Genomic DNA, 18712 nt, shown 5'->3' on the forward strand with positions numbered 1-18712 from the left:
GTGAGCGCCCCTTCGTGCGGCAGCCCCAGGGCCGGCTCAGGCAGGCGGCGCCACGCCAACCGGCTGCGCGTTCTGCAGCTGCACCGCGTCGTCCACGCTCCACGGCGCATACACCTCGGCGTGCAGGTCGGGTGAGTCGACCTTGGCCAGCAGGTCGCGCACGCTGTCCTTCACGCGCGCCAGCGTCAGGCGCGTGCCCCGCACGCGCACATAGGCCGCAAAGTCGCACAGCGCCTCGATGCTGGTCGCGTCGAGGTCCGGCGACTCCTCCAGGCTCAGCACCATGCGTTGCAGGCCCGGCGTCGCGTCGATGCGCGCTCGGATCGAGGCAAACACCGCATCGGCGTTGCCGAAGAACAGCGGCACTTCGGGTCGCGCGATGAGCACGCCCGGCGGCACCACGGCCTCGGGGTGGCGTGCCGTGTCGACAAAGTCATGGCTCCCGCCCAGCCGCCCGAGCCAGCTGACGGTGGTGCGCGAGAAGCCGCGCAGCAGCAGCAGCAGGCTCACGCCAATGGCAGCCAGCAAGCCGTCGAGCACACCCAGCAGCAGCACCGCGGCCACCGCCACCAGTGCCACGAGCCGGTCGCGCCGCCACTGGAAGTACGGCCGCAGTGCTGCCGGGTTCAGCGTGTGGCTCACCGCGTGGATCACGATGGCCGCCAGCAGCGGCTCCGGTGTGTGCGCGATCCACGGCAGCAAAGTCAGCACAGCCACCAGCACCACCAGCCCCGCCACGATGCCGGCCGCGCGGCTCTGCGCACCGGCCGATTCGTTGGCCGACGTGGCCGAGTAGCCCGCGCCCACCGGCATGCCCTGGAACAGCGCCGACAGCAGGTTCGCGCCACCGAGCGCCAGCAGGTCGCGGTTGGCCGACACGTTGTCGCCGTGGCGCATCGCGAAGGTGCGGATCGAGCCGTAGGACTCGGCATAGAGGATCAGCGCCATCGCAAAGGCCAGCCCGCCGAGGCTCTGCCATTGCGAGCGGCCGAGCTGCGACACGCCCGGGTGCGAGAAGTCGAGCGAGATCGGCCCTACCGCCGCCACGCCCCAGGCATGGCGCAGCCCGCTCACGTCGAGCGCGATGCCGGCCACGATCACGAGCAGCGCCGCCGGCACCGCGCGCCATCGCGCGAGGCCGCGCAGCAGCACGAGCGCCACCAGCGCCATGGCCGCCCCCGCAAGGTTCCAGTGCCGCCATTGGCCCGCGAGCCCCGCGGCGAGCCGGAAGAAATCGCTGTGCGCCGGTTGCACCGCCAGCACCTTGGGCAGTTGCTTGACCACGATGGTCAGCGCAAGCCCCAGCGCGAAGCCGCGCAGCACCGGCTTGGCGATCAGGCTCGACACCGCGCCAAGCCTGGCCACGCCGGCGATGACAAAGAACACCCCGGCCAGCAGCACAATGCCCGCGCCCATCGCGAGCCGCGTGGCCGCATCGACACCCGTCACCGACATGGTGGCCGCGAACAGCACCGCCGCGGAAGACGAGGTGGCCGAGACGATCGCGAAGCGGCTGCTGCCGAAGAGGCCGTAGACCAGCAGGCCCGCGAACAGTGCGATCACGCCGGCCTGCGGCGGCAGCCCCGCAATGCCCGAATAGGCCACCGCCTCGGGCAGCAGCAGGCCCGCGATGGAGACGCCCGCCACGATGTCGGCAAGGCCGGGGCGGCGAGGGGTGGGCGTGGGCATCGGGGTTGGGGGAGTTTCCTCGGTCATGGGCAAGTGTGCTGTGGCCGCCCCCATGCTGGCAACGGGTGGCGGACCGGAACCTGACGGCGGGGCGCCTGGGGCGCCGCGCGACCGGGCATACTCGCGCGCGCTCCACATTCCAACACTTCACAGCAAGGACCCCATGTCAGGACACGGCTTTCACGTGCACGGCCCGCACGATCACGAACTCGAACACGCCGCGACCGGCGGCCATGGCCACGGCCCCGAAGACAGCGCCACGGCTCAATCAGGCGGCATGAACATGACGAGCAAGATCGCGGTGTGCACCGCCGTGATCGCCACCTTCGGCGCGATCTTCTCGTACATGGGCGGCGCCACCCAGGCGAACGCCGGCCTCTACAAGAACAACGCCGCGATCAAGAAGACCGAGGCATCGAACCAGTGGAATTACTTCCAGTCGAAGAGCACCAAGCAGGCGCTGGCCGAGTTCGCGCGCGACACCGCGGCGGACGACGCTCGCAAGCAGGGCTGGCAGGTCAAGGTGGCGCGCTACGAACAGGAGAAGACAGACATCCAGACGGCAGCGAAGAAGCTGGAGGCCGAGGCCAGCCAGTGGGACGCGCAGTCTGAAGAGCAGATGCACCAGCATCACCGCTGGGCCCAGGCGACCACGGTGCTGCAGGTGTCGATCGCGCTGGCTGCTATTGCGTTGCTGACGAAGAAGAAGTGGCTCGGGCGCGCGATGTTCGGGGTGGCGGCGGCGGGGCTTGTGGTGGGTGGGTTGGCGGCGTTTCACGTTTAGGTGTGGCAGGGCTGGCGAGCATGGCCCGCCGTCCTCTCACCAGCCGCCGCGACCGCTATTACTCCTGCGGCTCCAACGCAACCGGCGGCTGTATCCCGTTCTTCTTCCGAGCCTGGAGCACGAACGAAACCACCTGCCACGCCACAAAGATCCCGATCAGGCTCAGCAGCGTGCCGCTGATGGGCCGCGAGACGAACGTGCCGAAGCTCCCGCGGCTCAGCAGCATCGCGCGGCGGAAGTTCTCCTCCAGCATCGGGCCGAGGATGAAGCCGAGCATGAGCGGCGCGGCGTCCATCTCCAGCCGCATGAACATGTAGCCCATGAGGCCGAAGGCGGCGGTGATGAAGATGTCCTCCATGTTGTTGTTGACGCTGTAAGTGCCGATGCAGCAGAAGAACAGGATCGACGGGAACAGCACGGCGTACGGAATCTTGAACACCGACAGCCAGTAGCGCACCAGCGGCACGTTCAGCACCAGCAAGAAGACGTTGCCGATCCACATGCTGGCCACCAGGCCCCAGAACAGCTCGGGGTGGCTGCCGATCATGTTCGGGCCGGGCTGGATGCCCTTGATGATGAAGGCGGCCAGCATCAGCGCCATGACGGCGTTTTCCGGAATGCCGATGCTCATCAGCGGAATGAAGCTGGTGCGCGCGGCGGCCTCGTCGGCCGCAGCCTGGCCGGCCACGCCTTCGATGCAGCCGGTGCCGATCTCGTGCTTGTACTTGCTGACCTTCTTGTCGAGCGCGTAGGCAGCGAACTGGGCGATGGTCGGTCCGCCGCCGGGCAGGATGCCCAGGAAGGAGCCGATCACGCTGCCGCGCAGGGCGCTCGGAATGATCCGCTTGAACTCCGCCCAGGTCGGAATCAGATTGATCTTGCCGTTGAAGGGCGAGCGCTCCTCGCGCGAGTCGAGGTTCTTGGTGATCTCGGCGATGCCGAAGCAGCCCAGCGCGATGCTCACGATGCCGACGCCGTCCACCAGGAACGGCAGGTCGAGCGTGAAGCGCTGCGCACCGCTGTTCACGTCGGTGCCGATGGTGCCGAGCAGCACGCCGATCATGCACATGGCCAGCCCGTTGAGCAGGCTGCCGGTGGTCACGAAGCTCACGCACACAAAGCCCACCAGCATCATCGCCACGTAGTCCGCGGGGCCGAAGAGGAATGCCACCTCGCCGAGCACGGGCGCCAGAAACGTCAGCACGAGGATCGCGACCGTGCCGCCGATGAAGCTGGAGAAGCCCGCCGTGAATAGCGCCAGCCCCGTCTGCCCTTTGAGCGTCATCGCATATCCGTCTATGCAGGCCACGATGCTGCTCGCATGCGGGATCTTCATCGTGATGGCGCTGACGCTGTCGCCGTATTGCGCGCCGTAGTAGATGCCGGCCAGCATGATGAGCGCGCCGGTCGTGGGAATGGAGTAGGTCAGCGGCAGCAGCAGGCTGATGGTGGCCAGTGGGCCCAGACCGGGCAGCAAGCCGACCAGCGTGCCCACCGTACAGCCGATTGCGCAGAACATGAGGTTCTGCCAGGTGAGGGCGTGCGAAAAACCGAACGCCAGGTTGTTGAGGACTTCCATGGTCTTTCCTTTTTCTCTCTTTTTCTTTTTCTCAGTAGAGCGGCAGGTTGAGACCCAGCAGCTTCTGCAGTGCCAGCGCCATGACGATCAGGCCGGCAGAAACCTTGACGTTGCGCACCCACGAATAGGTGGATGCGGCGAAGCCCGAGCAGAAGACCATGAAGACGATGCCCGCGATCATGTTCAGGTACATCGAGATCACCGCCAGGCCGCAGAGGCTGGCGAGGATCACCGAGATGTTCCTGAAGTTGAACTCCAGCGGCACGCTTTTCACGATGAACGACCGGATCACAGTCGCCACGGCAATGATCAGCAGCATGCCGCTGATCATTGCGGGGAACAAGCCAGCCCCTGCGCGGCTGAAGTCTCCGATGGGGTAGCGAAGCGCGGTCAGGCCGAAGGCCAGCGCGATTGCCATGAGGAAGAGTCCCCTGACAAGATTTCTATTTTTCATACGCTCACGATGTAGTGGGGTTGAATGCGCCCGGCTCCGCTCGAACCGGCCCGGGCCTGTCTCCATCCGGATGTGATTCCGGACGCCCCCGATGCTCTTCGGGCCTGGCTGATCGGAATCTGACGCGTGCGTGAGGGGAACTACGTATGAAGGGGCGCGGAGCAACGGTGGCGCGCGCGACGTGGCCGTCAGGCTGGCCGGGGCAGGCACCGCGAGAGCGGCGCGAGTGCAATTCCGCCACTCCCGGTGCCCGCTGCAAGCACCAACCCGCGCAGCACGGCGTACTCGCGCAACCGGGCGCCGCCGTGCGGGTCGCCGGGCAGGATGCCGGCGGACGGGTGGCACATGAGCACGTCGCCGGTGCGGCAGGCCGATAGCCATTCGGACAGGCGCTGTTCGTGGCGCTGCATGTCGCCCGAGAAATCGTAGACGCCCAGCAGGCGGCTGCTCATGGGAATGCCGCGTTGCGCGGCCAGCGCGGCCAGCCGCGCGCCGCCCAGTGCGTGGATGACCCGGGCCTTCAACCGGCCGGGGCCATGCTGCGCGCCCGGCGCCGTGTTGCGGATCCAGGGCGGCGACGCCGCATAGCGCCGCGCGATTTCCTCCACCAGCAGTTCGCGCACCACCGGAAACTGGTGCACGTGCCGGTGCCCGTCGACGAACACGGGCGCGCGGCCCATGGCGTCCTCGAAGCGCGTCAGCTGGTCGCGTATGTCGGCCTGGAGCCTCGGCGCGAACACCGTGCGCGTGTACGTCCGCGCGAGCAGCCCAAGCAGGCCGGGCTCGGGGTCGCCGGCGAGCGCGGGCCGCGTGAGGTCGAGGTGCAGGCCGACGTCGAGCCGTGCCGGGTCGATGAGCTTCAGCACCTTCGCGCCTTCCTCCCAGGCCTCGCGATGCACCATGCCGCTGGTGGCGGTGATCTTTCCCTGTTCGGCCAGGTCGAACACGGCGGAGTTGATGCCCGCGCTCATGCCGAAATCGTCGGCGCAGATGCAGAGGTAGCGCGTCGCCTCAGTCATCGCCGTTCGTTCCGGAAGCCGGGGCGGGCGCAACGTCCAGGCAGTGCGGATCGCGCGTGGCGCTGCCCGCGAAGCGCCAGGCGGCGGCGCTTTCGTTCACCGCCACCAGCTGCATGCGAAGAAGCCACGGGTTGGTGAGCTGTGCCGTGTTCGAGCCGACGAGCCAGGTGACGCGCGGTACGCACAGCGTGGCCGCGAGCTGCGTGCGGTCGAGCAGCGTGGCTGCGGCGCGCGCGGGCTCGAAGCGGGCGGCGTCCGAGATCTCCTTGCGCCAGTTGTCGCGGGTGTCCCGGGCCGCGGCCTGCCAGTCGTCCGATATCAGCACGGGCTCGCGAAGCTTCCAGTAGAAGGGAATCTCGTAGTAGTAGCTGTCGAGCATCAGCACCTGGTCGCCGGGCGCCACCGCCTGCCCGGGCGGCAGCCGCAGCCGCGCGCCCGGCGGTGACGCCAGGACCGTGACGGCGGCCACGCAGGCGATGCACACGGCGGCGGCGGCCAGCGTCATCGCGCGCACCTTGGGCAGCAGCGTTTCCGGAACACGGCCCGCGAGCACGCGCTGCGCGATCAGGAAGGCCAGCGGCGGCAACGCCGGCAGCACGTAGCCGACGAGCTTGGAGCGCGGCAGCGAGAAGAACACCACGATGACCGCGAGCCAGATCCACATCAGCCAGTCGACATCCGAGCGCTTGGGCCGCGCGGCGCCGTCCTTGCCCCGCGGCACGAACACCCACGCGAACCACGGCAGCGTGAGCCCCGCCAGCACCGGCAGGTAGAACCAGAAGCCGTGCTCGTTGTTGAAGCCCGAGGATGCAAAGCGCCGGAAGTGCTGCGTGATGACGAAGTAGTCGAAGAACTCCGGGTACTTCATCTGCATTGCGACAAACCACGGGCCGGCCACGGCCAGCAGCACCGCCCAGCCGGGCAGCCACAGCGCGAGCCGCAGCGCCGCGAACCTGCGTGTCACCGCACACCAGATCGCGATCACCGCCACAGGCAGCACGAGGCCGATCAGCCCCTTGGCCAGCAGCCCGGCCGCCGCGAACAGGTAGGCGCCCGCAAGCAGCGCCCGCCAGGGCTCCTCGCGCTCCTTCGCCAATGCGGCGCCGGCCGCCAGCAGGATCGTGGCCGAGATGCAGCCGGCCACCAGCATGTCGAGGTTCGCGAACTGAGCGCCCAGGAAGAAGAAGGGCGTGGTCACCAGCACCACGGTCGACAGCAGCGCCAGCTGCACTGTCGACCACCGGCGCAGGAACAGGAACAGCGTTGCCGCCGCCGCGCCCGCGCCCAGCACGGAGGGCAGCCGTGCGGCCCATTCCACCGGCCCCGTCACCGCCATCGCGGCCGCGCCGATCCAGTAGAACAGCGGTGGCTTGTGGAAGAAGGGCAGGCCGTCGAGCCGCGGCACCAGCCAGTCGCCCGAGTGCAGCATCGCGAGCGCGACGCCGCCGTAGCGGCCCTCGTCGGGCGCCATCAGCGGGCGCACCCAGGCCGTGGCCAGCAGCCACGCGAAGAGGGCGGCAATGAGCCACAGTGCCTGCGGCGCAGTCCACCATGCAGGGGCGGGTCGCTTCATGGTTTTTCGGCCGCGAGTCCCGTGCCGCTCTCGCGGCGCACCACGTACAGCGGGCGGCCCTTGACCTCCTCGTAGATGCGCGCGATGTACTCGCCCACGATGCCGGTGGAGATCATCTGGATGCCGATGAAGAACATCAGGCTCACGACGATGGTGGTCCAGCCCGAGACCGCGTTGCCGAACATCAGGTAATCAATCGCCACGAAGGTGCCATAGGCGAAGGCCGGCAGCGCCAGCAGCAGCCCCGCCACGCTGACGATGCGCAGCGGCCAGGTGGTGAAGGCCGTCAGCCCGTCGATGGCCAGGCGCACCAGCCGCCGGGCGTTGAAGGAGCTGTTGCCCGCCGCGCGCGGCGCGGGCGTGTAGGGCAGCGCCACGGCGCGAAAGCCCACCCAGGCGTACAGGCCCTTCATGAAGCGGCTGCGTTCCGGCAGGTTCATGAGCGCGTCGACCACCTTGCGGTCCATCAGGCGGAAGTCGCCCGCGTCTCGGGGCACGGCGAAGCGGTCCGAGGAATTGACGAGGCTGTAGAAGAGCTTGCTGCCGATCTGCTTGAAGCGGCTTTCGTCGCTGCGTTTCTCGCGCACCGCGTACACCACCTCCGCGCCGGCCACCCATTGCGCGACCATCGTGTGGATGAGTTCGGGCGAGTGCTGCAGGTCGCCGTCGAGCAGCACCACCGCGTCGCCGGTGGCCGCGGCGAGGCCCGCGGTGAGCGCTGCCTCTTTGCCGAAATTGCGCGACAGCGAGATGCAGCGAAAGCCGGAGAGCTCGCACCACGCCTCGGCCACGGCGGCGGTGTCGTCGGTGCTGCCGTCGTCCACCACGATGATCTCCCAGCGCATGTGCGTGGCCCAGAGGATGTCTTCGAGCAGTGGCAGCAGGTGGCGCAGGTTGGCCGCTTCGTTGAAGCACGGGATCACGCAGGAAATGCTGCGCGCGCCTGCCTCTGATGCGAGTGGCGTGGCCGTGTGCGGCGCGGGAGCCTCGGCCCGGGGGAGGCCGGCCGGTGCGCGTGAATGCCTGGTGGTGTGGGTCGAGGAGATCATGGATGCCTCCAGAAAGAAGCGGCCGTCGTCTTGTCGTCGCGCGTGCGGCCGGCGTGCGACGTCTGAAAAGATAGGAAATGGCGTACGAACCATTGCGCGGCGGCGAGCACTCCCACGATCGCGCACGCGAGCAGCAGGCCTGCGGCGATGTCGAGCGGGAAATGAACGCCCACGTACACGCGCGCCCACCCGGTAAGGGCCGCCAGCGCCAGCAGAGGCACGCCCAGCCTGCGCAGGCTGGGACGCAGCAGGAAGGCCAGCGCCACCAGGAACATCACCGTTGCGTGCGTGCTGGGCAGAGACCCGCGGCTCGCATGCTCGATATACGACGGTGCCAGCCCCAGCACGAAGGGGCGCGGCATGTTGAGCGACAGCGAGATCGCGTGCGAGGCCATGGAGGCGAGGCCCGCGAGCGCCGCCACGATGCACAGGTAGGCCCGGTCGGCGCGATGCCGCCACAGCGCCACGGCGACCACACCGGCACTCAGCCAGCTGCCCCAGAGCGCGAGGGCCAAGGCCACGGACAGCACCCACGGCGTCGGCTGGCTGCCGGCTGCGAGCCATTGAAAGAGCGTGAGGTTGAGCGCGTTCATGGCGCCACCTTCGATGGACGGGAGAAAACAATGGGCGTGCAGCAGCACCCGGTGGGGTGTGTGCAACAGCAAGAACCGGACATGGTCAAACCTTTCGACGGGACGAGAGAGCCCGCTGCGCGACGCAGCGGACGGCCCGACGCGCGAGGCGTCGTGTCTCAGATCCCGGAAGGTGGTGCGGCAGTGGGCGGCAGGCGTCGCCAGGGTTGCGCGGAGGGTGGAGCACCGCCATGCGGCGGCACGTATTCGATCGCTTTGCGCACGACGGGCACTGCCAGCCGTGCGACTGCAATGGCAAGCGGCAGCAGCGCCAGCACCATCGCCATCAGCATGTCCAGCGCGGAGCCGAAGGCATCGGGGTGGTCGATGCTTGCCGGCGTCTGGGCGAACACGGTGGTCTCGCGGTCGGACGGATGGTCCGCGCGGTCGTCGGCTTCGAACTGGGTGGTGTCGCTGGCGCTGCGCACCCGCAGCATCGGCTCGTCTTCCAGGCCGTCGCAGCGGAAATGGACCGCGATGAAAGGCTGCAGGAAGATCAGCAGAATGCCTGCGACGCACCACGCCCTGTGGTGCGTTTCGGCGAAACGGCGGATGCGTGCGAACAGCATGCGCGAATGCTAGGCCGCTCTTGTGAACGGAACCTGAGCACGCGGGTCAGCATCCCGCAAGGTAGCGCATGACGCGCGTGTGAACGGACCCTAGGGTCTGTCATCAATCAAACGCCCTCGCGCTGGCCCCGCCATGCGGTGGATGTGCGGAGGGCGGCGCGGCCCATGGTCACCCATGGGCAAGCCGGCCGACAAAGCAGACGCCGTATGGCGGGGCCAGCCCGGAGGGAACCCCTGCTGTGCGGTGCATTGCGGCGTTGCCCTTCACTTGCGTGGCGATGCTACGCGGCGTTCAGGGCGCCTTGCACTGCACCGCGCAGCAGGGGTTCGCGAGGGCGTTTGATTGATGACAGACCCTAGAGCACGAACGGAATGAAGCGCCGCGTGCCGCGCATATACGCGCGATAGGCGTCGCCGAAATGCGCGATGCACTCCTTCTCGTCGCGCAGGGCAGTCAGGAACAGCAGCACCGTGGCCGCGAGCACCAGCGCCAGCGTGAACCAGGTGAACTGCTTGAGGAAGGCACCCCAGGCCAGCAGCATCAGTGCCGTGTACATCGGATGTCGTATGTACCGGAAGGCGCCGGTGGTGACGATGGACGATGTTTTCTCGAAACCGTACAGCGCGGGGTCGTCGCTGCGCGCCTCGGTCGGCTTGCCCTGCGCCTTCAGCAGCCGCACCGCGTGGATCGGCAGCCAGATCGACAGCACGAAGAAGAGCGAGGAGACGATCTGCCTCGCCGAAAACGGATCGTCATGCCACACGGGCAGGTTCACCACGACCAGCACCAGCATGCATTCCCACGCGAAGAAGCGGTAGAAGCCGTGCGAGCCGGGCCGGCTCAGCGGGCCGCGCGACACGTACAGCAGCGCCGCGGTGCCGGCGACGAAAAGGAAGAGCTGGAACCAGAAGAGCATGGCGGGCGAATTTACACGGCCTTGCCCGCTTCACGGCGCATCAAGAGGCCGCTGCCAAGGGTTTCTTGGAAACCAGCGTCAGGATGTCGTAGCTGGCGACCAGCTCGCCATCCTGGTTCGTCACCTCCACGTCCCATGCGACCACCCCTTGGCCCTGGCCGCTCGCGTCCTTCCTGTTGCGGTCGATCTTGCGCTTGCAGGTCAGGCGCGCCTGGATGGTGTCGCCGATGCCCACGGGCTTGGTGAAGCGCAGCGTGTCCAGCCCGTAGTTGGCGAGCACCGGGCCCGGCGACGGCGACACGAACAGGCCGGCCGCGGCCGACAGCACGAAGTAGCCGTGCGCGATGCGCTTGCCGAACGGCGACTGCTGCGCGGCCACCTCGTCGAAGTGCATATAGAAGTAGTCGCCCGAGATGCCGCCGAAGGCGACGATGTCGGCCTCGCCCACGGTGCGGCGGTGCGTGAGCAGCGAGTCGCCGACGCGCAGGTCCTCGAAGTAGCGGCGGAAGGGGTGCACCTCGCTCTCGCGCACGGCCGCGCCGCGCACGTGTTCGCCGGTGATGGCGGCAAGCATGGTGGGCGAGCCTTGCACCGCGGCGCGCTGCAGGTAGTGCTTCACGGCGCGCAGGCCGCCGAGCTCTTCGCCGCCGCCCGCGCGGCCGGGGCCGCCGTGTTTGAGCTGCGGCAGCGGCGAGCCGTGGCCTGTCGATTCGGCGGCGGCCTCGCGGTCGAGCACCAGCAGGCGGCCATGCCACGCGGCAGCCACCGGAATGGCCTTGGCCGCAATGGTCGGGTCGCGCGTGACCAGCGTGCCGACGAGGCTGCCGCGGCCGCGCGCCGCCAGCGCCAGGGCTTCGTCGATGCCGTCGTAGGGCATCAGCGTGCTGACGGGGCCGAAGGCTTCCACGTCGTGTGCCGCGTCGTGTTCGAGCGGCTTGCGGCTCAGCAGCAGCGTAGGCGCGAAGAACGCGCCATCGGCCACGCCGTCGCCAATCGGCGAGAAGCCGTCGCGCTCGCCGTAGACCAGCTCGGCGCCCTGCAGCAGCGTGGCGACACGCGCGGCCACGTCGGCCTGCTGGTCGCGCGAGGCGAGGGCGCCCATGCGCACTTCTTCGCGCGACGGATCGCCCACCACCGTCTTCGCGAGCCGCGCTCGCAGCCGGTCGGCTACCGCATCGAGGTGCTGGCGCGGCACGATCGCGCGGCGGATGGCCGTGCATTTCTGGCCGGCCTTGGTCGTCATCTCGCGCGCCACTTCCTTCACGAAGAGATCGAACTCCTCGTCGTCGGGCGTCACGTCGGGCGCGAGGATCGCGCAGTTGAGCGAGTCGGCCTCGGCATTGAACGGAATCGACTGGCGCACGATGTTAGGGTGCACGCGCAACTTGGCCGCTGTGTCGGCTGAGCCGGTGAAGGTGACCACGTCGGGCCCTTCGAGCCGGTCGAGCAGGTCGCCCGTGCCGCCGATGACGAGCTGCAGCGCGCCCGCAGGCAGGATGCCCGACTGCACGATGAGCCGCACTAGCGCCTCGGTGAGGTAGCTGGTGGCCGTGGCCGGTTTGCCGATGCAGGGCATGCCCGCGAGGAAGCTGGGTGCGAACTTCTCGAGCAGGCCCCACACCGGGAAATTGAACGCATCGATATGCACCGCCACGCCGCCGCGCGGCACCAGGATGTGCGTGCCCGCGAAGCCGCCCTTCTTGCCGAGCGGGAAGGCCGGGCCTTCGTGCACGAGATTGCCGGAGGGCAACTCGTTGGCTCCGATGCCGGCGTAGGCGCTCAGCGTGCCCGCGCCGCCCTCGATGTCGATCCAGCTGTCGGCGCGCGTCGCACCCGTGTGGGCCGAGATGGCGTAGAGCGTTTCCTTGTTCGCGGCGATGTACTTGGCCAGCGCCTTCAGGCGCTCCGCGCGCTGCTGGAAGTCGAGCGCCATCAGCGCGGGAATGCCGGTGCGGCGCGCGTACTGCAGCGCTTCGGCGAAGTCGATGACCTCGGAGTGCGTCGCCGCCACGGGCTGGCCGTTGATGGCGCTGCGCAGTTGCTGGGCGGCCTGCTGGCCGATCCAGCGGCCGGCGATGTAGCTTTGGAGGGTGGTGATCATGAAGGGTGTCCTTGTGTGGCTCCTTCCCCCAAAGGGGGAAGGCTGGGATGGGGGCAGCGCCCAACGGGCGTTGCGTTTCGTTCGAGGCCGTCGTGCCCCCACCCCAACCCTCCCCCGGAAGGGGAGGGAGCAAGGCAGGGCAGCGCGCGGGTCATTCCTTCTTTCCTATGCCGAGGTACGTGTCGATGATTCGCTGGTCGTGCAGCAGGTCGCGCGCCTTGCCTTCGAGCGCCACGGCGCCCATCTCCAGCACGTAGGCGCGGTCGGCCACCTGCAGCGCGGCGCGTGCGTTCTGCTCCACGAGCAGCACCGACACGCCATGGCTGCGCAGCTGCGACACCACGCGCAGCACCTCGCGCACCACCAGCGGGGCGAGTCCCAGCGAGGGTTCGTCGAGCATCAGCAAACGCGGCCGCGCCATCAGCGCGCGGCCGATGGCCAGCATCTGGCGTTCGCCGCCCGAAAGCGTGGAAGCCATCTGTGGGCGGCGTTCGCGCAGGCGCGGGAAGATCCCGAAGACTTCGTCCATGCGCGCGCGCTGGTCGCGCTTGCCCTTGCGCCATTGGTAGAAGCCGCCGAGCAGCAGGTTGTCTTCCACCGACATCTCGCCGAACAGCTCGCGCCGCTCGGGCACCAGCGCGACGCCGCGCGCCACCATCGTCTCGACGCTGGGGCGTGCGATGTGCTCGCCGTTCAGCATCAGCTGGCCGGTGGATGGCAGCAGGCCCATGGCGGCGCACAGCAGCGTGGTCTTGCCGGCGCCGTTGGGGCCGATCACGGTGACGATCTCGCCCTCGTTCACCTGCAGGCGCACGCTGTGCACCGCTTCCACGGTGCGGTAGGCGACGCAGAAGCCGTCGAGTTGAAGCAAAGGATGGCTCATCGGGTGTCTTCCAGCAGTTCGTCGTCGGCGCCGCCGAGGTAGGCCTCCAGCACGCGCGGGTTGGCCTGCACTTCGGCCGGCGTGCCGGTGGCGATGACGGTGCCGAATTCGAGCACCGTGATGCGGTCGGCGAGGTTCATCACGAACTCCATGTCGTGCTCCACCACAAGGATGCCGAGGCCCTCGGCGCGCAGCTGACTCAGGAGCACCGAGAGCGCGCGCTTTTCAAGATGGCGCAGGCCGGCCGCGGGTTCGTCGAGCAGCAGCACCGAGGGCTGGCCGGCGAGCGCGCGGGCGATCTCCACCACGCGCTGCTGGCCGAGCGAAAGCGACGCCGCAGGCGTGTCGGCATGCGCGCCGAGGCCGCAGCGTTCGATTTGCCTGCGCGCCTCGGCCATCAGCGCGGCTTCTTCGGCGCGGTCCAGCCGCAGCATCGCGGCAAGCCAGCCGCGCTTCGCACGCAGGTGCGCGCCGAGCGCGACGTTCTCGGCCACGCTGCGCTGCCCGAGCAGGCGCACGTGCTGGAAGGTGCGGCCCAGGCCCAGCGCCGCGAAGGCGCGCGAAGGCTTGGCCGCCATCGGCTGGCCGGCGAGCTTCACCTCGCCCGAGGTCGGGTCGTCCACGCCCGAGATCATGTTGAAGAAGGTGCTCTTGCCGGCGCCGTTCGGGCCGATCAGCGCATGGATCTCGCCGGCCTTCAGCGTCATCGAGATCGCGTTGTTGGCCACGAGTCCGCCGAATCGCTTGCTCACGTCGCTGGCTTGCAGCAGCAGTTCGCCACTCGCGGGCAGCGTGCGCTGCGCGAGCTGCACCGTCGGCGCCTTCGATGCGGGAGCCGGCGCCTTGCGCGCCGCATCGCTGCGCACCCAGCGACGCGTGATGCGCGCCAGCGTGGGCCACAGGCCGTCGGAAAAGCGCTGCAGCACGAAGAGCATCAGCAGCCCGAACACGATCACCTCGAAGTTGCCGCTGCTGCCGAGCAGCGAGGGCAGCACGTCCTGCAGCTTCTCCTTCAGCAGCGTGATCAGCGCGGCGCCCAGCACCGCACCCCACAGGTGGCCCGCGCCGCCGACCACCGCCATGAACAGCAGCTCGATGCCGATGTTCAGGTTGAACGGCGTCGGGTTCACGAAGCGCTGCAGGTGCGCATAGAGCCAGCCCGACACCGCCGCGAGCAGCGCGGCCAGCACGAACAGCTTGATGCGGTGGCGCGCCGTGTCCACGCCCATCGACTCGGCCATCAGCCGTCCGCCCTTGAGTGCGCGGATGGCGCGGCCTTCGCGCGAATCCAGCAGGTTGTGCAGCGCCCACAGCGCGAGCAGCAGCACGGCCCAGATCACGACGCCCAGCGCGCGCGGCGTGGCCAGCGACACGCCGAACACCACCAGCGGCGGCACACCCGTGATGCCGGTCTGCCCGCCCAGGAAGTCCATGTTGCCCAGCAGGTAGTACAGGCTCAGGCCCCAGGCGATGGTGCACAGCGGCAGGTAGTGGCCCGAGAGCTTGAGCGTGACCGCGCCGAGCATCCAGGCCAGCGCGAAGGTGAAGGCCAGGCCCAGCAGCAAGCCGTCCCACGGCAACAGCGCAGGGCCGACTGCGCCACCCAGCCAGGCGGCAGCAGTGGGCGAGGTGCAGATCCACGCGGTGGCGTAGGCGCCCATGCCGACGAACGCGGCCTGCCCGAAGGAGGTCATGCCGCCCACGCCGGTGAGCATGACCAGCCCGGCCGCGACCAGCGCATACAGGCCGATGTTGCTGAGCACCGAGACGGTGAATTCGGGCAGGAAGCCCCAGGCCAGCGCCAGCAGCACCACGCACACCAGCGTGAGCTGGCGCGGAGTGACCAGCGGCTTGCCTTCGGGAGGTGTGCTCAGGGTCGCGGGATTCGAAGACGCGCTCATTCCTCGTCCTCCACGTGGCGGCTGTGGAGCGAACGCCACCACAGCACCGGAATGATCAGCGTGAACACCAGCACTTCCTTGAACGGGCTGGCCCAGAACGAGGCGAAGGCTTCGAGCTGCCCCACCAGCAGCGCCCCGGCCAGCGCCAGCGGATAGCTCGCAAGCCCGCCGACGATGGCGGCGACGAAGCCCTTCAGGCCAATGAGAAAGCCGGTGTCGTAATACACCGTGGTGATCGGCGCGATCAGCAACCCCGAGACGGCGCCGATGAGCGCCGCGAGCGCGAAGCTCAGGTCGCCCGAGAGCTCGGTCGGAATGCCCGACAGCCGCGCACCTACCCTGTTGATGGCGGTGGCGCGCAGCGCCTTGCCGACCATCGAGCGGCCGAAGAACAGGAACATGGCAATCACCAGCAGCAGCGTGACGCCGACCACCACCAGCGACTGTCCGCCGACTGGAATGCCACCGATGTCGAAGCGCGCTTCGGAGAACGACGCGGTGCGCGAACCTTCGGCGCCGAAGAACAGCAGGCCCAGCCCGACCAGCACGCCATGCAGCGCCACCGAGACGATCAGCAGCATCAGCACGTTGGCATCCGCCAGCGGCCGGTAGGCAAGCCGATAGAGCAGCGGCCCGAGCGGCATGATGAGCACCAGCGTGGTGAGCGTCTGGCCCGTCATCGACGTGGGCTTGAGCAGCAGCACCAGTGCGGCCGCCGCCGCCGGCAACACCACGCACCATGCGAGCGCGGAGGCCCAGTCGACCACCGCGCCGCGCTTCCAGCGCCAGATTTCCACCAGCAGCACCGCGACCGCAAGCACCAGCAGCAGCCACAGCGTGGCCCGCACACGGCCGGCCTGCAGCATCGCCATCGAAAGCGCCCCGAAGGCGACGAACTCACCCTGGGGAATGAAGATGACGCGCGTGACTGAAAACACCAGCACCAGTGCGAGCGCCATCAAACCGTAGACGGCACCGTTGACGATGCCGTCCTGCCCCAGAAGAAGGGCGATCTGCGAATCCATAAAAAACTTTCGGGCTTGGCCCATGTGTCTCTGCGCTGTCTCGCTCCGTCCCCCTCTGAGGGAAGGCTGGGATGGGGGCTGCCCCCGCATTCACGGCCGCGCGGCGGTCAATGCTGTCGTGCCCCCACCCCGGCCCTCCCCCGGGAGGGGAGGGAGCAAGGCCGGGATCAGGGCTGGTATTTCCAGGTGCCGTTTTCGATCTTGACCATCACGCGCGCGCGCTGGTCGAGACCCAGGTGGTCCTTCTCGGTCATGCTGAACACGCCGTGCGCGCCCGACACTTCCTTGACCTGCTCCAGCGCATCACGCAGCGCGGCGCGGAATTCCGGCGTGCCGGGCTGCGCCTTCTTCAGTGCGGCGGGCACGGCCGAGGTCATCAGCAGGCCGGCGTCCCAGGCGTGTGCGCCGAAGGTCGACACGGTGCCCTTGCCGTAGGCGGCTTCGTAGGCGCTGACGTAAGCCAGTGCAGATTTCTTCACCGGGTTGCTGGCGGGCAGCTGCTCGGCCACCAGCACGGGGCCGGCGGGCAGGAAGGTGCCTTCCACGTCCTTGCCGCCCACGCGCAGGAAGTCGGCGTTCGCCACGCCGTGCGTCTGGTACATCTTGCCGGCGTAGCCGCGTTCCTTGAGCGTCTTCTGCGGCAGCGCGGCCGGGGTGCCCGAGCCCGCGACCAGCACCGCGTCGGCCTTGCTGGCCATGATCTTCAGCGCCTGGCCGGTCACCGAGGTGTCTGTGCGGGAGTAGCGCTCGTTGGCCACGATGGTGATCTTCTTCAGCGCGGCGGCCTTGGCGAATTCTTCAGACCAGCCTTCGCCGTATGCGTCGGAGAAGCCGATGAAGGCCACGGTCTTCACGCCGTTGGCGGCCATGTGCTCGGCGATGGCAAGCGACATCATGATGTCGTTCTGCGGCGTCTTGAACACCCACTTCTTCTTGGCGTCCATCGGCTCGATGATGCGGGCCGAGGCGGCGATGGAGATCATCGGCACCTTGGCTTCGCTCACCACGTCGATCATGGCCAGCGAGTTGGGCGTGGTGGTGGAGCCCAGCACGACGTCGACCTTGTTCTCCGCGATGAGCTTGCGCGTGTTGGCCACGGCCGCGGTGGTGTCCGAGGCATCGTCGAGCACGATGTAGTTGATCTTCTGGCCGCCGATGGTCTTGGGCATCAGCGCGATGGTGTTCTTCTCCGGAATGCCGAGCGAGGCGGCCGGGCCGGTGGCCGAGAGCGTCACGCCGACATTGACGTCGGCCCACGCCGCGGCGGCGGTGGCGCACAGCGCGGCGATCAGCAGGGGCTTGAAGAAGAGTTTCATTGGTCTTGTCTCCGGTTGAATAATCTTTGAAGTTCTAGCGCTCGTCGAATGAGAGCGTGACGCGTTCGGTCAGGGGGTGTGCCTGGCAGGTCAGCACGAAACCTGCTGCCACTTCATTCTTGTCGAGCGCAAAATTTCTTTCCATGCGGACTTCCCCGTCCACGCATTTCGCGCGACAGGTGCCGCACACGCCGGAGGTGCACGAGAACGGTACTTCGAGCCCCGCGGCCGAAGCCGCATCGAGGATGCTCGGCTGGCCTTCGGTGTAGGTGATCTCGCGCTGCAGCCCGTCGCGCACGATGACGATGCGTGCCTGCCTGGCGTCGCCGGGCTGCGCCTCGTGCACCACCGCGCCGACTTGCGTGGCCGACGGCAGCGCCACGCCGAAGCGTTCGATGTGGATGCGTTCCTCGGGCACGCCGGCCGCGAGCAATGCGGCCTCGGCCTCGTCGTTCATCTGGAACGGGCCGCAGACGTAGACATGGTCGATCGTCTTCGCGGGCACCACCGACGCCAGGAACTCGCCGATCTTCTCGCGGTTCATCACGCCGAAGCCCAGCGGCGAATCGGTGTGCTCGTCGGAGAACACGTGCTGCAGCACCAGCCGCGTCATGTAGCGGTTCTTCAGGTCTTCGATTTCCTCCTTGAACATCGTGGACTGCAGCTGGCGGTTGCCGTAGATCAGCGTGAAGCGGCTCAGTGGCTCGCGCGCCAGCACCGTCTTCATGATCGACAGGATCGGCGTGATGCCGCTGCCGCCCGCGATGCCGACGTGGTGGCGTGCCGAAGCCGGCTCGATGGGCACGAAGAAGCGGCCCTGCGGCGCCATCACCTGCAGGGTATCGCCCGGCTGCAGATGGGCGTTGATCCAGTTGGAGAACACGCCGCCGCGCACCTTGCGCACACCGACGCGCAGCTCGCCATCGTCGAGGCCGGCGCAGATCGAATAGGAGCGGCGCAGGTCCTGGCCGTCGATGTCATGGCGCAGCGTGAGGTACTGGCCCTGCGTGAAGCCGAAGACCTGCTGCAGGTCGGCGGGCACTTCGAACGAGACGACGACGGCCTCGGCCGTGTCGGGCTCGATGGCCTTCACGCGCAGCGGGTGGAAGAGGGTGCTCATGCCGTGTGCTCCAGATTGTTCGGTGCCTTTCCAGGGCTGCCGTGGAACCGGCTTTGCCGGGCCACTGGCAGCGCCCCCTTGAGGGGGTGGGAGAAGCGACA

16 protein-coding genes are annotated in these 18712 nt (G+C 68.3%); 1 reads left to right on the plus strand and 15 read right to left on the minus strand.

The genetic code is table 11. The annotated features are described in order from the left end of the window. Positions 1 to 36 precede the first annotated feature (36 nt). Positions 37 to 1689: a SulP family inorganic anion transporter gene (locus ACEOAB_RS05420; protein WP_495653523.1), complete on the minus strand. Its 1653-nt coding sequence runs from the start codon at positions 1687 to 1689 to the stop codon at positions 37 to 39. A gap of 163 nt (positions 1690 to 1852) precedes the next feature. Between ACEOAB_RS05420 and ACEOAB_RS05425 the strand changes: the two genes are divergently transcribed. Continuing rightward, positions 1853 to 2473: a DUF4337 domain-containing protein gene (locus tag ACEOAB_RS05425; protein WP_495653524.1), complete on the plus strand. Its 621-nt coding sequence runs from the start codon at positions 1853 to 1855 to the stop codon at positions 2471 to 2473. A 58-nt stretch (positions 2474 to 2531) separates the two neighbouring features. On the opposite strand, the gene ACEOAB_RS05430 is transcribed toward ACEOAB_RS05425, so the two are convergent. The 14 genes from ACEOAB_RS05430 to paaE all read right to left on the minus strand — a co-directional run bounded on the left by ACEOAB_RS05430 (position 2532) and on the right by paaE (position 18611). Next, positions 2532 to 4052, minus strand: coding sequence for a tripartite tricarboxylate transporter permease (locus ACEOAB_RS05430; protein WP_413751149.1), 1521 nt, complete (start codon positions 4050 to 4052; stop codon positions 2532 to 2534). A 31-nt stretch (positions 4053 to 4083) separates the two neighbouring features. Further along, positions 4084 to 4470: a tripartite tricarboxylate transporter TctB family protein gene (locus ACEOAB_RS05435; protein ID WP_056586229.1), complete on the minus strand. Its 387-nt coding sequence runs from the start codon at positions 4468 to 4470 to the stop codon at positions 4084 to 4086. A gap of 224 nt (positions 4471 to 4694) precedes the next feature. Further along, positions 4695 to 5525: a ChbG/HpnK family deacetylase gene (locus ACEOAB_RS05440; RefSeq protein ID WP_495653525.1), complete on the minus strand. Its 831-nt coding sequence runs from the start codon at positions 5523 to 5525 to the stop codon at positions 4695 to 4697. After that, positions 5518 to 7098, minus strand: a complete 1581-nt coding sequence (locus tag ACEOAB_RS05445; protein WP_495653526.1) for an ArnT family glycosyltransferase — start codon at positions 7096 to 7098, stop codon at positions 5518 to 5520. Before ACEOAB_RS05445 ends, ACEOAB_RS05440 begins: the two co-directional genes overlap by 8 nt. Then, positions 7095 to 8147 (minus strand): glycosyltransferase family 2 protein, encoded by a 1053-nt coding sequence (locus tag ACEOAB_RS05450; protein ID WP_413750951.1) that lies wholly within the window; start codon positions 8145 to 8147, stop codon positions 7095 to 7097. Before ACEOAB_RS05450 ends, ACEOAB_RS05445 begins: the two co-directional genes overlap by 4 nt. Then, complete coding sequence (locus tag ACEOAB_RS05455; protein WP_413750950.1) at positions 8144 to 8740, minus strand: phosphatase PAP2 family protein; 597 nt, start codon at positions 8738 to 8740, stop codon at positions 8144 to 8146. Before ACEOAB_RS05455 ends, ACEOAB_RS05450 begins: the two co-directional genes overlap by 4 nt. 158 nt (positions 8741 to 8898) lie before the next feature. Beyond that, positions 8899 to 9348, minus strand: coding sequence for a hypothetical protein (locus tag ACEOAB_RS05460; protein ID WP_056586243.1), 450 nt, complete (start codon positions 9346 to 9348; stop codon positions 8899 to 8901). A gap of 356 nt (positions 9349 to 9704) precedes the next feature. Then, the gene (locus tag ACEOAB_RS05465; protein ID WP_056586245.1) at positions 9705 to 10265 is read right to left on the minus strand and encodes a methyltransferase family protein; all 561 of its coding nucleotides are present in this window, start codon (positions 10263 to 10265) and stop codon (positions 9705 to 9707) included. 40 nt (positions 10266 to 10305) lie between these two features. After that, positions 10306 to 12366: a phenylacetic acid degradation bifunctional protein PaaZ gene (gene paaZ / locus ACEOAB_RS05470; protein WP_495653527.1), complete on the minus strand. Its 2061-nt coding sequence runs from the start codon at positions 12364 to 12366 to the stop codon at positions 10306 to 10308. Positions 12367 to 12517: 151 nt separating this feature from the next. Next, complete coding sequence (locus tag ACEOAB_RS05475; protein ID WP_413748451.1) at positions 12518 to 13249, minus strand: ABC transporter ATP-binding protein; 732 nt, start codon at positions 13247 to 13249, stop codon at positions 12518 to 12520. After that, positions 13246 to 15150, minus strand: coding sequence for a branched-chain amino acid ABC transporter ATP-binding protein/permease (locus ACEOAB_RS05480; RefSeq protein ID WP_413748450.1), 1905 nt, complete (start codon positions 15148 to 15150; stop codon positions 13246 to 13248). Before ACEOAB_RS05480 ends, ACEOAB_RS05475 begins: the two co-directional genes overlap by 4 nt. Further along, positions 15147 to 16175 carry a branched-chain amino acid ABC transporter permease gene (locus tag ACEOAB_RS05485; protein WP_495653528.1) on the minus strand — a complete coding sequence of 343 codons (1029 nt, stop codon included), beginning with the start codon at positions 16173 to 16175 and terminating at the stop codon, positions 15147 to 15149. The genes ACEOAB_RS05480 and ACEOAB_RS05485 overlap by 4 nt, the downstream gene beginning before the upstream one ends. A 167-nt stretch (positions 16176 to 16342) precedes the next feature. Next, positions 16343 to 17491, minus strand: coding sequence for an ABC transporter substrate-binding protein (locus tag ACEOAB_RS05490; protein ID WP_056586260.1), 1149 nt, complete (start codon positions 17489 to 17491; stop codon positions 16343 to 16345). A 34-nt stretch (positions 17492 to 17525) separates the two neighbouring features. Continuing rightward, a complete protein-coding gene (gene paaE, locus ACEOAB_RS05495; RefSeq protein WP_056586263.1) occupies positions 17526 to 18611 on the minus strand; it encodes a 1,2-phenylacetyl-CoA epoxidase subunit PaaE in 1086 nt (361 codons plus the stop codon). Positions 18612 to 18712 lie beyond the last annotated feature (101 nt).

This window comes from Variovorax sp. Varisp53 (assembly GCF_059491555.1).